The 15,146-nt window shown below is 66.3% G+C and carries 16 protein-coding genes; 11 read left to right on the top strand and 5 right to left on the bottom strand.

The window, feature by feature from the left end; translation table 11 throughout:
* Positions 1-33 precede the first annotated feature (33 nt).
* From dnaB to rpsF, 5 genes are all read right to left on the bottom strand, one after another.
* Entirely contained in the window at positions 34-1,452 is a 1,419-nt protein-coding gene (gene dnaB / locus BA022_RS00960; protein WP_011806333.1) for a replicative DNA helicase, read from the bottom strand.
* A 181-nt stretch (positions 1,453-1,633) separates the two neighbouring features.
* Positions 1,634-2,086 (bottom strand): 50S ribosomal protein L9, encoded by a 453-nt coding sequence (rplI, locus tag BA022_RS00955; RefSeq protein ID WP_011806334.1) that lies wholly within the window; start codon positions 2,084-2,086, stop codon positions 1,634-1,636.
* 14 nt (positions 2,087-2,100) lie between these two features.
* Complete coding sequence (gene rpsR / locus BA022_RS00950) at positions 2,101-2,382, bottom strand: 30S ribosomal protein S18 (protein WP_011806335.1); 282 nt, start codon at positions 2,380-2,382, stop codon at positions 2,101-2,103.
* Positions 2,383-2,400: 18 nt separating this feature from the next.
* Positions 2,401-2,691, bottom strand: a complete 291-nt coding sequence (gene priB / locus BA022_RS00945; RefSeq protein ID WP_088886279.1) for a primosomal replication protein N — start codon at positions 2,689-2,691, stop codon at positions 2,401-2,403.
* 25 nt (positions 2,692-2,716) lie between these two features.
* Positions 2,717-3,094 carry a 30S ribosomal protein S6 gene (gene rpsF / locus BA022_RS00940; RefSeq protein WP_011806337.1) on the bottom strand — a complete coding sequence of 126 codons (378 nt, stop codon included), beginning with the start codon at positions 3,092-3,094 and terminating at the stop codon, positions 2,717-2,719.
* A 239-nt stretch (positions 3,095-3,333) separates the two neighbouring features.
* Here rpsF and grpE point away from each other — a divergent pair, with 239 nt between their 5' ends.
* The 11 genes from grpE to BA022_RS00885 all read left to right on the top strand — a co-directional run bounded on the left by grpE (position 3,334) and on the right by BA022_RS00885 (position 15,069).
* The gene (gene grpE / locus BA022_RS00935; protein ID WP_011806338.1) at positions 3,334-3,870 is read left to right on the top strand and encodes a nucleotide exchange factor GrpE; all 537 of its coding nucleotides are present in this window, start codon (positions 3,334-3,336) and stop codon (positions 3,868-3,870) included.
* An 87-nt stretch (positions 3,871-3,957) separates the two neighbouring features.
* On the top strand, positions 3,958-5,898 hold the full coding sequence (gene dnaK / locus BA022_RS00930; RefSeq protein ID WP_088886278.1) for a molecular chaperone DnaK: 1,941 nt from the start codon (positions 3,958-3,960) through the stop codon (positions 5,896-5,898).
* A 95-nt stretch (positions 5,899-5,993) separates the two neighbouring features.
* Complete coding sequence (gene dnaJ / locus BA022_RS00925) at positions 5,994-7,124, top strand: molecular chaperone DnaJ (RefSeq protein ID WP_015913930.1); 1,131 nt, start codon at positions 5,994-5,996, stop codon at positions 7,122-7,124.
* A gap of 190 nt (positions 7,125-7,314) precedes the next feature.
* A complete protein-coding gene (gene ubiU, locus BA022_RS00920; protein WP_011806341.1) occupies positions 7,315-8,361 on the top strand; it encodes a ubiquinone anaerobic biosynthesis protein UbiU in 1,047 nt (348 codons plus the stop codon).
* A gap of 108 nt (positions 8,362-8,469) precedes the next feature.
* The gene (locus tag BA022_RS00915; protein WP_088886277.1) at positions 8,470-9,372 is read left to right on the top strand and encodes a U32 family peptidase; all 903 of its coding nucleotides are present in this window, start codon (positions 8,470-8,472) and stop codon (positions 9,370-9,372) included.
* A 25-nt stretch (positions 9,373-9,397) separates the two neighbouring features.
* Complete coding sequence (gene ubiT / locus BA022_RS00910) at positions 9,398-9,916, top strand: ubiquinone anaerobic biosynthesis accessory factor UbiT (RefSeq protein WP_088886276.1); 519 nt, start codon at positions 9,398-9,400, stop codon at positions 9,914-9,916.
* A complete protein-coding gene (locus BA022_RS00905; RefSeq protein ID WP_015913934.1) occupies positions 9,913-10,311 on the top strand; it encodes a putative zinc-binding protein in 399 nt (132 codons plus the stop codon). The genes ubiT and BA022_RS00905 overlap by 4 nt, the downstream gene beginning before the upstream one ends.
* On the top strand, positions 10,308-10,895 hold the full coding sequence (locus BA022_RS00900; protein ID WP_088886275.1) for a UbiX family flavin prenyltransferase: 588 nt from the start codon (positions 10,308-10,310) through the stop codon (positions 10,893-10,895). The genes BA022_RS00905 and BA022_RS00900 overlap by 4 nt, the downstream gene beginning before the upstream one ends.
* A gap of 56 nt (positions 10,896-10,951) precedes the next feature.
* Positions 10,952-12,436: a 4-hydroxy-3-polyprenylbenzoate decarboxylase gene (gene ubiD / locus BA022_RS00895; protein ID WP_088886274.1), complete on the top strand. Its 1,485-nt coding sequence runs from the start codon at positions 10,952-10,954 to the stop codon at positions 12,434-12,436.
* Positions 12,437-12,499: 63 nt separating this feature from the next.
* Positions 12,500-13,660, top strand: a complete 1,161-nt coding sequence (locus tag BA022_RS00890; RefSeq protein WP_011806347.1) for a cytochrome P450 — start codon at positions 12,500-12,502, stop codon at positions 13,658-13,660.
* Positions 13,661-13,704: 44 nt separating this feature from the next.
* Positions 13,705-15,069, top strand: a complete 1,365-nt coding sequence (locus BA022_RS00885; RefSeq protein ID WP_088886273.1) for an MBL fold metallo-hydrolase — start codon at positions 13,705-13,707, stop codon at positions 15,067-15,069.
* Positions 15,070-15,146 lie beyond the last annotated feature (77 nt).

Genomic DNA, 15,146 nt, shown 5'->3' with positions numbered 1-15,146 from the left:
TTACCCAGTGAGCGCTAGAGCCATTTTTTACTCTTAATAGTAATCGTCACCTGCGCCCACCGCCAGGTTCTCAAAGCGCGTCTGGTTCTTCTGGAAGAACAGCTTCACCGTGCCCGTGGGGCCGTTACGCTGCTTGCCGATGATGACTTCGGCAATGTTCGGCTCCTTGGACTCCTTGTTGTAGTAGTCGTCGCGGTAGATGAACATGATGATGTCCGCGTCCTGTTCGATGGCGCCGGATTCCCGCAGATCGCTCATCATGGGACGCTTGTCGGTGCGCTGCTCCACCGAACGGTTGAGCTGCGACAGTGCGATCACCGGGCACTGCAGCTCCTTGGCCAGCATCTTCAGGCCCCGCGAGATCTCGCCCAGCTCGGTGGCGCGGTTGTCGGAGCTGTTGCTGCCCGAGCCGCTCATGAGCTGCAGATAGTCGACCACGATCAGGCCGAGCTTGCCGCACTGGCGCGCCAGGCGGCGCGCGTTGGCGCGCAGCTCGGATGGGGTCAGGCCCGGCGTTTCGTCGATGTGCAGGCTCACGGTGCGCAGCCGCTCGATGGCTTCGGTCAGGCGCGGCCACTCCTCGTCGCTGAGCTTGCCGGTGCGCAGGTTGCCCTGATTCACGCGCCCGATCGAGCCCACGATACGCACCGCCAGCTGGGCGGCGCCCATTTCCATCGAGAAGATGGCCACCGGCAGGCCCTCGTTGAGCGCCACATGCTCGGCAATGTTCACGGCGAACGAGGTCTTGCCCATGGAGGGGCGTGCCGCGAGCACCACCAAGTCGCCTGCCTGCAGACCGCTGGTCATGCGGTCCAGGTCGGCGAAGCCCGTGGGCACGCCGGTCACGTCCATGGGGTTGTCGGCCATCTCCTGTACGCGGTCCAGCAGGTCGATCACGAGCGAGTCGAGCGACTGGAAGCCCTGCTTCATCCGCGAGCCCTCTTCGCCGATGGCGAAGATCTTCTGCTCAGCCTCGTCCAGGATACGCTCCACCGGCCGGCCCTGGGGATTGAAGGCGTTGGTGGCGATGTCGTCGCTGGCGGTCACCAGCTTGCGCAGGATGGCGCGCTCGCGCACGATCTCTGCGTAGCGGCGGATGTTGCTGGCGCTGGGCACGTACTGGGCCAGACTGTTCAGATAGGCCAGCCCGCCGATCTCCTCGGCCTTGCCCATGCCCTGCAGATGCTCGTAGACCGTGATCACGTCCGCAGGCTTGCTGGCGTTGATCAGCGCGCCGATGGCGGCGTAGATCTGCTGGTGCTCGTGGCGGTAGAAATCGCCATCCACCAGCAGGTCACCCACGCGGTCCCACGCCATGTTGTCCAGCAACAGGCCGCCCAGCACGCTGGACTCTGCCTCGATGGAATGGGGCGGAACGCGCAACTGGGCCACCTCGCGATCCAGCGATGGGACGGCATAACCGTCAGGAAGGGTGGGCACAACGGCAGACATGGGACTCAGGGGCTTTCAGGAGGGCAAGCAGACGATGCTAGCGGGCGGTGCCACGCCCGTCATTGCACAACTCTGTGGATAAGGCGTGCAAAGGCAGTGGGCAGCAGGTGCACAGGTGCGGGTGAAAAAACAAAAGCCGCCCAAGGGCGGCTTTGTATGGCAGAGCCAGGGTGTGAACCGATCAGGCCGTTTCGCCGTAGACGGACACGGTGACTTCAACGGCCACGTCGGTGTGCAGGGCCACCGTGACGGTGTTGTCGCCCACGACCTTGATCGGGCCGTTGGGCAGGCGGACTTGCGACTTCACCACGTTGTAGCCTTGCTTGTTCAGCTCTTCGGCGATGTCATGGTTGGTCACGGAGCCGAACAGACGGCCGTCCACGCCAGCCTTCTGCGTCAGCTTGACGGTGGTGCCGGCCAGCTTTTCGCCTTGTGCCTGGGCGGCAGCCAGCTTCTCGGCGGCAGCCTTTTCAAGTTCGGCGCGCTTGGCCTCGAACTCGGCCTTGGCGGCTTCGGTGGCGCGACGGGCGCGGCCCGTGGGGATCAGGAAGTTGCGGGCGTAACCGTCCTTGACCTTGACGATCTCGCCGAGGTTACCGAGGTTCACGACCTTGTCGAGCAGGATGATTTGCATGGTAATCGTGCTCCTTAGATCTTGTGCTGGTCGCTGTAGGGCAACAGGGCCAGGAAGCGGGCGCGCTTGATGGCGGTGTTGAGCTGGCGCTGGTAGATCGCGCGCGTGCCGGTCAGGCGCGCGGGGATGATCTTGCCGTTCTCTGCGATGAAGTCACGCAGGGTGTCGACATCCTTGTAGTCGATTTCTTCGACGCCTGCGACCGTGAAGCGGCAGAAGCGCTTGCGCTTGAACAGCAGCGACTGGGTGTTGCGCTTCGGGCGCTTGTCCTTGTTGAATTTCTTGAACGTGGCCATTTTCGGACCTCTTGAAAATTAATCTTGTTGAATATCCTGGATGTGGAACACCAATCCCTTGCCGCCGCGCCCCGTGGCCAAGAAGCCCTGGAACTTCCAGACGCTTCCCAGCGCTTGCCGGGCCAGACGCTCCGCAAGAGCGCCAAATGCGAGGGCTTTCACGCTGGCCTTGACCTGCCGATCCGCCCCGGCTTCCCGCTGGAGCGACTCGTGCTCGAGTCGTATATCCAGCGCCGGCAGGCCGGCGGGCGTGTAGCGCAGAGGCTGGACCTCGGCGATACAGGCTGTCAGGACCCAATGGTTGTTCACACCTCCTGGCTGACAGGCTGGTCGATCAGCGCTCGTTCGAAGCGGCAAACTCGGCCTGGCTGGCCTTGCGTGCTTCTTCGCGCTCGACGGTCTTCATCATGGAGGACGCGCCCGTTTCGGCCTTCTTCTTCTGCACCGTCAGGTGACGCAGCACGGCGTCGTTGAACTTGAAGGCGTGCTCGAGTTCGGCCATCACAGCCTGGTCGGCTTCGATGTTCAGGCACAGGTAGTGGGCCTTGGCCAGCTTGTTGATCAGGTAAGCCAGTTGACGGCGACCCCAATCTTCCACACGGTGCACCTGGCCGCCGCCGGCAACGATCATGCCCTTGTAGCGCTCCAGCATGGCCGGAACCTGTTCGCTCTGATCCGGATGGATCAACAAAATGATTTCGTAGTGACGCATGCAAACTCCTTTTGGATGACACCACCCGCCGCGTCGTGTAGCGGTGTGGCAAGGCAAAGCGCAAGATTATAGCAACGCGCGCTCACCTTGTACACTGCGCACCGTCCACACTCCTGCACGCGGCACGCCAGAGCCCCCGCGTTGCACGCAAAGAACGCCATTTGCACCATTCGCGCTTGAAAACCGCGGATGCGCCCCTAACTGGCGCGCACAAGCATTCCAATTCAACCCGAGTCGACATGTCCGAGAACCAGAATCCCCCTCCCTCTCCTGAAGAGATTGAAGCAGCGATGTCCGCCAATGCCGCCGACGAACTGAACCGCCTGCAGGGCGAACTGGCCGAACTCAAAGCCAAGAGCGCCGACCTGGCCGATCAATTTTTGCGCGCCAAGGCCGAGGCCGAGAATGCCCGACGGCGTGCGGAGGATGAGGTAGCCAAGGCCCGCAAGTTCGGCATCGAGAGCTTCGCCGAAAGCCTGCTGCCTGTCTGCGACAGCCTGGACGCCGCCCTGGCCATCGAGAACGCCACGGCCGAGCAACTGCGCGAGGGGTCGGACGCCACCCTGCGCCAGCTGATGTCGGCGCTGGAGCGCAACAAGGTGGTCATCGTGAACCCCGAGGCCGGCACCAAGTTCGACCCGCACCAGCACCAGGCCATCAGCATGGTGCCCGCCGACCAGGAAGCCAACACCGTCGTGAGCGTGCTGCAAAAGGGCTATCTGATCTTTGACCGCGTCCTGCGCCCTGCGCTGGTCACGGTGGCCGCGCCCAAGTAAATAAATCTCAGCACCGCCGCTTGAAGACGGGCAAGTTATCCACAAGTTACTGGCTATCCAGCCATTTCAGACATCACGGAGAAAAACATGGGAAAAATCATCGGTATTGACCTGGGCACCACCAACAGCTGCGTGGCCATCATGGAAGGCAACAACACGCGCGTGATCGAGAACAGCGAAGGCGCGCGCACCACGCCGTCCATCATCGCGTACCAGGAAGACGGTGAGATTCTGGTGGGCGCCTCTGCCAAGCGCCAGGCCGTGACCAACCCCAAGAACACCATCTACGCCGCCAAGCGCTTGATCGGCCGCAAGTTCGACGAGAAGGAAGTTCAGAAGGACATCGACCTGATGCCCTTCACCATCACCCGCGCCGACAACGGCGATGCCTGGGTGGAAGTGCGCGGCCAGAAGCTGGCCCCCCCGCAGATCTCCGCGGAAGTGCTGCGCAAGATGAAGAAGACCGCCGAGGACTTCCTGGGCGAGCCGGTGACCGAGGCCGTGATCACGGTTCCCGCATACTTCAACGACGCTCAGCGTCAGGCCACCAAGGACGCCGGCCGTATCGCGGGCCTGGATGTGAAGCGCATCATCAATGAGCCTACCGCCGCCGCGCTGGCTTTCGGCCTGGACAAGCAGGACAAGGGCGACCGCAAGATCGCCGTGTATGACCTGGGTGGTGGCACGTTCGACGTGTCCATCATCGAGATCGCCGACGTCGATGGCGAAAAGCAGTTCGAAGTGCTGTCCACCAACGGCGACACTTTCCTGGGCGGCGAGGACTTCGACCAGCGCATCATCGACTACATCATCGGCGAGTTCAAAAAGGAACAGGGCGTAGACCTGTCCAAGGACGTGCTGGCCCTGCAGCGCCTGAAGGAAGCCGCCGAGAAGGCCAAGATCGAGCTGTCCAACAGCGCGCAGACCGACATCAACCTGCCCTACATCACGGCCGATGCATCGGGCCCGAAGCACCTGAACATCAAGCTCACCCGCGCCAAGCTGGAAAGCCTGGTGGACGAGCTGATCGAGCGCACCATCGCCCCCTGCCGCACGGCCATCAAGGACGCCGGCATCAGCGTGTCCGACATCAACGACGTGATCCTGGTCGGTGGCATGAGCCGCATGCCCAAGGTGCAGGACAAGGTCAAGGAGTTCTTTGGCAAAGATCCGCGCAAGGACGTGAATCCTGACGAGGCCGTGGCCGTGGGCGCAGCCATCCAGGGCCAGGTGCTGTCGGGCGACCGCAAGGACGTGCTGCTGCTGGACGTGACGCCGCTGTCGCTGGGCATCGAGACCCTGGGCGGCGTGATGACCAAGATGATCACGAAGAACACCACGATCCCGACGAAGTTCGCGCAGACCTTCTCGACGGCCGAGGACAACCAGCCCGCCGTGACGATCAAGGTGTTCCAGGGCGAGCGCGAGATTGCCAGCGCCAACAAGCTGCTGGGCGAGTTCAACCTGGAAGGCATTCCCCCGGCGTCGCGCGGCACGCCCCAGATCGAAGTGACCTTTGACATCGACGCCAACGGCATCCTGCACGTGGGCGCCAAGGACAAGGGCACGGGCAAGGAGAACAAGATCACCATCAAGGCCAACTCCGGCCTGTCCGAGGACGAGATCCAGAAGATGGTGAAGGACGCCGAGCTCAACGCCGCCGACGACAAGAAGAAGCTGGAGCTGGTGCAGGCTCGCAACCAGGGTGAAGCCGCCGTGCACACCGTGAACAAGAGCCTGTCCGAGCACGGCGACAAGCTGGACGCCGGTGAGAAGGAAAAGATCGAGGCCGCCGTGAAGGACTTGGAAGCTGCCCTCAAGACCGAGGACAAGGCCGCCATCGACGAGAAGACCACCGCACTGATGGCTGCCAGCCAGAAGCTCGGCGAGAAGATGTACGGCGATGCACAGGCCGCTCAAGGGGCCGAGGCTGCCGGTGCGCAAGCTGCCGCCAGTGGCTCCGCCGGCGCCGCCGCGCAGGACGACAACGTGGTGGATGCCGAGGTCAAGGAAGTCAAGAAGGGCTGATCGCGCCAGCGCATCCCGTGCCTAGCCGCCGCGTCGGGCCCCGCCAGCCGGGGTTCGCGCGGCGTTCGTGCTCCCAACCGGCCTGAAGATTGCCCATGTCCAAGAGAGATTTTTACGAGGTCCTTGGCGTTCCCAAGAACGCCTCGGACGACGAGCTCAAGAAAGCCTATCGCAAGCTCGCCATGAAGTACCACCCTGACCGCAACCAGGGTGACGCTGCCAAGCCCGCCGAGGAGAAGTTCAAGGAGGCCAAGGAGGCCTACGAGATCCTGTCCGACGCACAGAAACGCGCCGCCTACGACCAGTACGGCCACGCGGGCGTAGACCCCAACATGCGTGGCGGCATGGGTGGCGCCGAGGGCTTTGGTGGCTTTGCCGAAGCCTTCGGAGACATCTTCGGCGACATGTTCGGCGGCGCGCGCGGACGCGGCGGCCGGCAGGTGTACCGCGGCAACGACCTGTCCTACGCCATGGACGTGACGCTCGAAGAGGCTGCCAAGGGCAAGGAAGCGCAGATCCGCATTCCCAGTTGGGAAAGCTGCGAGACCTGCCACGGCAGCGGCGCCAAACCCGGCACCAGCGCCAAGACCTGCGGCACCTGCCAGGGCTCTGGCACGGTGCAGATGCGCCAGGGTTTCTTCAGCGTGCAGCAGACCTGCCCCCACTGCCGCGGCACGGGCAAGATCATTCCCGAGCCCTGCACGGCCTGCCACGGCCAGGGCCGGGTCAAGAAACAAAAGACGCTGGAGGTGAAGATCCCCGCCGGCATCGACGACGGCATGCGCATCCGCTCCACCGGCAACGGGGAACCGGGCACCAATGGCGGGCCGCCGGGCGACCTGTACATCGAGATCCGCATCAGGAAGCACGACATCTTCGAGCGCGACGGCGACGATCTGCACTGCCAGGTTCCGGTGAGCTTCATCACCGCGGCGCTGGGTGGAGAGATCGAGGTGCCCACGCTGCAGGGCAAGGCGGCCATCGATATCCCCGAAGGCACACAGGCCGGCAAACAGTTCCGCCTGCGGGGCAAGGGCATCAAGGGGGTGCGCGCCAGCTACCCCGGCGATCTGTACTGCCACATCATCGTGGAAACCCCGGTCAAGCTCACCGAGCACCAGCGCAAGCTGCTCAAGGAACTGGACGAGTCGCTCAAGAAGGGCGGTGCCAAGCATTCGCCGTCCACCGAGAGCTGGACCGACCGGCTCAAGAGCTTCTTCAGCTGACCCCCTGGACAAGGCCCGCGGACAGCGGGCCTTTTTTTGCCTGGGCTTTGGTCAATCCCGATCTGTTTATTCAGGAACGACCGGCCCATCGTTGACAAAAATCAGGTTATGGGTATTCACCGCGACCTAAGGTACGCAGCCTGCGCAGGATCAGACGATCCGCGCACAAGCCAGCCGAAAGAGCGCCCCCGTGACCGACCCAGCCCGCCAACCGACTTCCCCCGACATCCCTTCCGCACCCGAACTGGTCTGCCCCGCCGGCAGCCTGCCTGCACTCAAGGCGGCCGTTGACGGCGGAGCCGACTGCGTCTACCTCGGACTGCGCGACGCGACGAATGCACGCAATTTCGCGGGTCTGAACTTTGACGAGGCGGCCATCCAGAACGGCATTGCCTACGCCCATGCGCGCGGGCGCAAGGTGCTGCTGGCACTCAACACCTACCCGCAGGCCGCCAACCCCGCTCCCTGGCGCGCCGCCCTGGACCGCGCGGCCGCCTGGGGGATCGACGCCGTGATCATGGCCGATCCCGGCCTCATGCAATACGCCATGCGCCACCATCCGCAGCTGCGGCTGCACCTGTCGGTGCAGGGCTCGGCCACCAACCACGACGCCATCAACTTCTACCACCAGCAGTTCGGCATCCAGCGCGCCGTACTGCCGCGCGTGCTCTCGCTGGAGCAGGTGCGCCAGGTGATCGACCGCACGCCGGTGGAGATCGAGGTGTTCGCCTTCGGCAGCCTGTGCGTGATGGTCGAAGGGCGCTGCGCGCTGTCGTCTTATGCCACGGGTGAGTCGCCCAACACGCACGGCGTGTGCTCACCCGCGAAGTTCGTGCGCTGGCAGGAGACGCCCAAGGGCCTGGAGTCGCGCCTGAATGGCGTGCTCATCGATCGCTACGGCAACGGCGAGAACGCCGGCTACCCCACGCTCTGCAAGGGCCGCTTCGACGTGGGCGACGAGAGCAACTACTACGCGCTGGAGGAACCCACCAGCCTCAATACGCTGGAACTGCTGCCCAAGCTTGTGAAGATGGGCGTGCGTGCCTTCAAGATCGAGGGCCGTCAGCGCAGCCCCGCGTACGTGGCCCAGGTGACCAAGGTCTGGCGCGAGGCCATCGACCACTGCATGGCGCAAGGCCACCTGTACAGCCCCAAGACCGCCTGGATGGCCAGCCTGGACCAGGTGGCCGAGGGCCAGCAGCACACGCTGGGCGCCTACCACCGCCCCTGGAAATGAAGTGCGAAGAACACCCCCTGTGCCGTTGCCCGGCAGCCTGGGCCTGGGTCACGCCGATTTATGCGGCGGGGACTGCGCTTGGCCCCCTGAAGAACTGAGAGCATCAAGATGAAACTAGCCCTGGGCCCGCTGCAGTACTACTGGCCGCGCGATACCGTTTTTGATTTTTACCAGGCCATGGCCGAGACGCCGGTGGACGTCGTCTACCTTGGCGAAGCCGTGTGCTCGCGCCGCCGCGAGCTGCGCCAGAGCGACTGGATCGACATCGCACGCATGCTGCGCGACGCCGGCAAGCAGGCGGTGCTCTCCACCATGGTGCTGCTGGAATCCACGTCCGACGTATCCGCCATGCACAAGATCGCCCAGGACGAGGAATTCCTCATCGAGGCGAACGACATGGGCGCCGTGCACCAGCTCGCAGGCAAGCGCGCCTTCGTCGCCGGCCCCCAGCTCAACCTGTTCAATGCCGATTCGCTGAACTGGATGGTCGGCCTGGGCGCCAGCCGCTGGGTCATGCCATTGGAGATGCGCCAGGCCGACCTGGCCGTGCTGCAGCAACACAAACCCGCGGGGCTGGAGACCGAAGTCTTCGCCTACGGCCGCATGCCCTTGGCGTTCTCGGCGCGCTGCTTCACGGCACGCCACTACAACCTGCCCAAGGACGACTGCGGTTTTCGCTGCATCGAGCACCCGGACGGCCAGCTGCTGGCCACCCGCGAAGGCGAGGGCTTCCTGGTGCTCAACGGCATCCAGACCCAGTCGGCGCGCGTGCACAACCTCATCCAGGACGTACCTGCGCTGCGCGCGCTGGGCGTGGAACTGCTGCGCCTGTCCCCCCAATCGCAGCACATGGCAGAGGTTATCGCCGCCTTCGACGCAGCCCGCAAGGCGCCCCAACCCGATGCAGGTGCCCTTGACCGCATGCGCCCCCTGATGCCCGAGGCCCCCTGCAACGGTTACTGGCACGGCAAGCCCGGACTGGATCTGGTGCAGCCCGCCGTGACATCCTGAGCCACCGCACTTACTCCTTCAAGCCATGACCGCTACCCCACCCGCACCGTTCACCCTGCCGCGCCCCGTGGGCGCCGTGCTCTCGCGTCTGCCCGCCTATCCGGGCTCGGTCCTGCTGGTTACAGCCATCAACCTGGCCCTGTCGCACCATCTGCCTCAGGACGTGAAGGACCTGCTCAAGGACAAGCGCCTGTCCATCCGCGTGCGCGACGCGCGCGTGGCCTTCGACTTCACCTGGAACGGCCAGCGCTTTGCGCCCAGCGCGCCGCAGGCCAACCCGGACCTCGCGATCAGCGCCAATGCGCAGGACTTCGTGCTGCTGGCGCAACGCCGCCAGGACCCGGACACGCTGTTCTTCAACCGCCGCCTGGTGATGGAGGGCGACACCGAGCTGGGCCTGGTGGTCAAGAACGCGCTGGACGCCATCGACCTGCCCGTGCTCGACCCGCGCCACTGGGCGCCGCGCGCCGTGCTCTCGCGCTGGGCCCCGCAGCTTGCGCGACAATTGCCGCCTCTTCCGCCCTTCTTTGGAGGTCGTTCGTGACGGAACCTGCCCCTTGCGATGTCCACCCGCTGGTCTATTCCTGCTCCGGCTGCTCCAGCGCCGCGCAGCTGGCCAACCATGTCGCCGTGCGGCTGGACCGTGAGGGCGTGGCGGAGATGTCGTGCATCGCTGGCGTGGGGGGCGACGTGCCCAAGCTGGTCAAGCTGGCGCGCTCGGGCCGTCCCATCATCGCGCTCGACGGCTGCCCCCTGGTGTGCGTGAAGAGCAGCCTGGCGCGCCACGGCATTACGCCGGCACGCCACTTCCAGTTGCATGAGTACGGCGTGAAGAAGCGCAACCACCAGGACTTCGACCCGGCCGAGGCCGCCCAGGTGCTGGCGCGCATCCAGGCCGACCTGCACGACCATCCCCTGCGCTCCAAGGCCGCCGCATGAGCCCGCCGCCCCGCCGCGTGATCGTGGGCATCTCGGGCGCCAGCGGCGCCGTGTACGGCGCACGCCTGCTGCAGGCGCTGCAGGACATGCCCAATGTGGAATCCCACCTCGTTGTTTCCGACGCCGGCTGGCGCAACCTGCGCCACGAGCTGGATATGGACCGCGCCAGCGTCGAGGCGCTGGCGGACGTGGTGCACGACCTCGCCAACGTGGGCGCCAGCATTGCCAGCGGCTCGTTCGCCGCGCACGGCATGGTGGTGGCGCCCTGCTCCATGCGCACGCTGGCGGCCGTGGCCCACGGCCTGGCGGACAACCTGCTCACGCGCGCGGCCGACGTGGTGCTCAAGGAGCGGCGCCGCCTGGTGCTGATGGTGCGCGAATCCCCTCTGCACCTGGTGCACCTGCGCAACATGGCGACGGTGACCGAGATGGGCGGCATCGTGTGCCCGCCCATGCCCGCGTTCTACCAGCGCCCCACCAGCGTGGGCGAGATCGTGGACCACAGCGTGGCCCGCGTGCTGGACCTGCTGGGGCTGGAGCACGCCCTGGCGCCGCAATGGCAGGGCCTGCCGTTGGACTCCTGAAACAATAGCTTCTAGCGCTTGCTGGATAAGCGCTGGAGCCTGATTTCATTCAAAGCATGCATTACCGCGACCTGCGCGACTTCATGGCCCAGCTGGAGGCCGCGGGCGAATTGCGCCGCATTGCCGAGCCCGTATCCCCTCACCTGGAAATGACCGCGCTGGCCGACCGCGTACTGCGCGCGGGCGGCCCCGCATTGCTGTTCGAGCACCCCGCGGGCCGTACCATGCCGGTGCTCGCCAACCTGTTCGGCACGCCCGGGCGCGTGGCCCGCGCATTGGGCGTGGCGGGGCTGCCGGAGATCCGCGCCTTTGGTGAGGTGCTGGCACAGCTAAAGGAGCCCGAGCCGCCACGCGGCATGAAGGACCTGTGGGGCAAGCGCGATCTGCTCAAGACGCTGTGGAGCATGGCCCCGGCCACCGTGCGCCGCCCGCCCTGCCAGGAGGTGGTGTGGGAGGGCAACGACGTCGACCTGACCCGCCTGCCCATCCAGCACTGCTGGCCTGGCGACGTGGCGCCATTGGTCACCTGGGGCCTCACCATCACGCGCGGGCCGCGCAAGGCACGCCAGAACTTAGGGATATACCGCCAGCAGCTGCTGGGCAAGAACCAGCTCATCATGCGCTGGCTGTCGCACCGCGGCGGTGCGCTGGACTTTGCCGACCACTGCCGGCTCAACCCCGGCCAGCCCTACCCGGTGGCCGTGGCCATCGGGGCCGACCCGGCCACCATCCTGGGCGCCGTCACGCCCGTGCCCGACACGCTGTCCGAATACCAGTTCGCCGGGCTGCTGCGCGGCGCGCGCACCGAGGTGGCGCCCGCTTTGGGCGTGCCGCTGCAGGTGCCGGCCAGCGCCGAGATCGTGCTCGAAGGCCACATTCGCCCCGACGCCAACCACCCCAGCGGCTGGCAGCACGCGCTGGAAGGCCCCTACGGCGACCACACTGGCTACTACAACGAGTGCGCCGAGTTCCCCGTGTTCACCGTCGAGCGCATCACGCAGCGCCAGGACGCCCTGTACCACAGCACCTACACGGGCAAGCCGCCCGACGAGCCGGCCATGCTGGGCCTGGCGCTGAACGAACTGTTCGTGCCGCTGCTGCAGCGCGCCTTCCCGGAGATCATCGACTTCTACCTGCCGCCCGAGGCCTGCAGCTATCGCATGGCCGTGGTGCGCATCCGCAAGGCCTATGCGGGCCATGCACGGCGCGTGATGATGGGCGTGTGGAGCCACCTGCGCCAGTTCCTCTACACCAAGTTCATCGTGGTGGTGGACGAAGACGTGGACGCACGCGACTGGAAGGAAGTCATCTGGGCCCTGACCACACGCATGGACCCGGCGCGCGACACCCTGTTGATCGAGCACACGCCCATCGACTACCTGGACTTCGCTTCACCCGTGGCAGGCCTGGGCAGCAAGATGGGGCTGGACGCCACCAACAAATGGCCCGGGGAGACCCAGCGCGAATGGGGCCGCCCCATGGCCATGGATGCCGGCGTGAGCCAGCGCATGAACGCGCTGGCCGACGCGCTGGGACTGTAGAACCCGTCTGCGATCGCCTCGCCGGGTGGGCGAAGCCGCAGGAAGCCTTCCAAGGAGACTGCCATGACCACGACACCGCCCCGCTGGGACCCGCAAGCCCCCGAAGTCCTGCGCGACCAGCGCGCCGCCTACGACCAGCTGCGCGAGCGCTGCCCGCTGGCGCACAGCGACGCGCAGCACTGGTCCGTGCTGCGCCACGCCGAGGTCATGCAGGTGCTCGGCGACCATGCCACCTTCAGCAGTGCGGTGTCGGCCCACCCGGCCGTGCCCAACGGCTACGACCAGCCCCTGCACACGCAGTACCGCCGCGCGCTTGACCCGTTCTTCGCCCCTGAGCGCATGGCGCACTTCGAGCCCGTGTGTCGCGCGCTGTCGGCCGCCACGGTGCAGGAGGCCCTGGCCCTGGGCGGCGAGCTGGAGATCACCCACGAGTTCGCCCTGCCCTTCGCGGTACGCGTGCAGTCCGCGTTCCTCGGCTGGCCCACGCTGCTGCAGGACGAGCTGCTCGGCTGGCTGCGCCGCAGCCAGGCCGCCACCCGCTCGGGCGACCGCACGCAGACTTCGGCCGTTGCGCAGGAGTTCGAAGACCTGGTCGGGCGCGTGCGCCAGGCCCGCCTGGAGGCGCCGCCCACGCAGGACATCACCAGCGAACTGATGCACACCCGTGTGGAGGGCCGTCTGCTGGACCTGCGCGAGCTTGCCAGCGTGCTGCGCAACTGGACGGTGGGCGAGGTCGGCACGATTGCCGCCTCCATCGGCATCCTGCTGCACTGGCTGGCGAGCCACCCCGACTGGCAGCAACGCCTGCGCGCGCAGCCCGGCCTCTTGCCCACGGCCATCGACGAGGTGCTGCGCATCGACGGCCCGCTCGTGGCCAACCGCCGCATCACCACCCGCGACGTGACGCTGGGCGGCTGCCCCGTGCCGATGGGCGAGCGCCTGTCCATCCACTGGATCGCCGCGAACCGCGACCCGCGCGTGTTCGGCGACCCGGATGAGTTCCGCATGGACCGCGATCCCGCGCTCAACCTGCTGTATGGCGCAGGCATCCACGTCTGCCCCGGCGCGCCGCTGGCGCGGCTGGAACTGCGGGTGCTGATGGAGGAGTTGCTGGCGCGCACCAGCGCCATCGCACTGCCCGCAGGCCATGCGCCTACGCGGGCCACAGCCCCGGACGCCGGCTACGCCGCGCTGCGGGTGCGTTTGCATCAAACACCCGCGTAGCGCCGCCTGCTACGCTGACGGTCGTCACTTCACAAAGCCATTCCATGTCCGTCAGCATCACTTTCCTCGGCGGGGCCGGCACCGTCACCGGCTCCAAATACCTCGTACGCCACGGCGGCCAGGCGCTGCTCGTGGACTGCGGCCTGTTCCAGGGCTACAAGCCGCTGCGCCTGCGCAACTGGAACCCGCTGCCGGTGGCACCGCAGGATATTGACGCCGTGCTGCTCACCCATGCCCACCTGGACCACTCGGGCTACCTGCCGCTGCTGGCCAAGGACGGCTTTGGCGGGCCGGTGTTCTGCACGGCCGGCACGCGCGATCTATGCGCCATCCTGCTGCCCGACAGCGGCCATCTGCAGGAAGAAGACGCGGCTTTCCTCAACCGGCACAAGCTCAGCAAGCACGAACCCGCCCTGCCGCTGTACACGCGCCTGGACGCGCAGCACTGCCTGTCGCTGCTGCAAGTGCAGCCCACGCACCAGACCTTCGAGCCCATGCGCGGCTGGCGCGCCACCTTCCAGAATGCAGGCCACATCCTGGGTGCGGCCAGCGTGCTGCTGGAGGTGGGAGGGCGGCGCATCCTGTTCTCGGGCGACCTGGGCCGCCCGGACGACCTGCTGATGCACGCGCCCGACGCGCCGCCCGCGGCCGACACCGTGCTCATCGAGTCCACCTACGGCGACCGCAGCCACCCGCCCGGCACGGTGCTGGACGAGCTGGGGCCCGCGCTGGCACGCTTGGCCGCGCGTGGCGGCGTGGCGGTGGTGCCGGTATTCGCCGTGGGGCGCGCGCAGACGGTGATGTACGCCATCGCCCAGCTGAAGGCCCGCGGCGAAGTGCCTTCCGGACTGCGCGTGTACCTGGACAGCCCCATGGCCGTGAGCGCCACGGAGCTGTTCCAGAACCACCTGAGCGAGACCCGGATCAACCGCTCCGAACTGCACGCCATGGCGCGCGGCACGACGCTGGTGCACAGCGTGGACGAATCCAAGGCGCTGGCCCGTCTGCACGGGCCGCGCGTGATCCTGTCGGCCAGTGGCATGGCCACGGGCGGGCGCGTGCTGCACCATTTGGCGCTGCACGCGGGCGACCATCGCAACATGATCATCCTCACCGGCCACCAGGCGGGCGGCACGCGCGGCGCCCGCATCGCCGCGGGCGAAAAAACCATCCGCATCCACGGGCGCGACGTGGCCATCCGTGCCGAGGTGGTGCAATTGGCCACGGCCTCGGCCCACGCCGATGGCGACCAACTGGTGGCCTGGTTGCGCTCCATGCCCTCCACACCCCGGCAGGTGTACGTGGTGCATGGGGAGATGGCAGCGGCCGACATGCTGCGCCAGCGCATCGACCACGCGCTGGGCTGGCCCGTGGAGGTTCCCGAGCATGGCGACAGCGTGACGCTCTAAAACAAGAGCCAAACAGCCTCCAGCGCTTATTTGATGAGCGCTGGAAGCTATATTTTTCATAGCAAATCCGCCGCGAT

It is taken from the genome of Diaphorobacter nitroreducens (assembly GCF_002214645.1).
Classification (GTDB): domain Bacteria; phylum Pseudomonadota; class Gammaproteobacteria; order Burkholderiales; family Burkholderiaceae_C; genus Diaphorobacter; species Diaphorobacter nitroreducens.
This window is presented reverse-complemented; position numbering and strand designations above follow the sequence as displayed.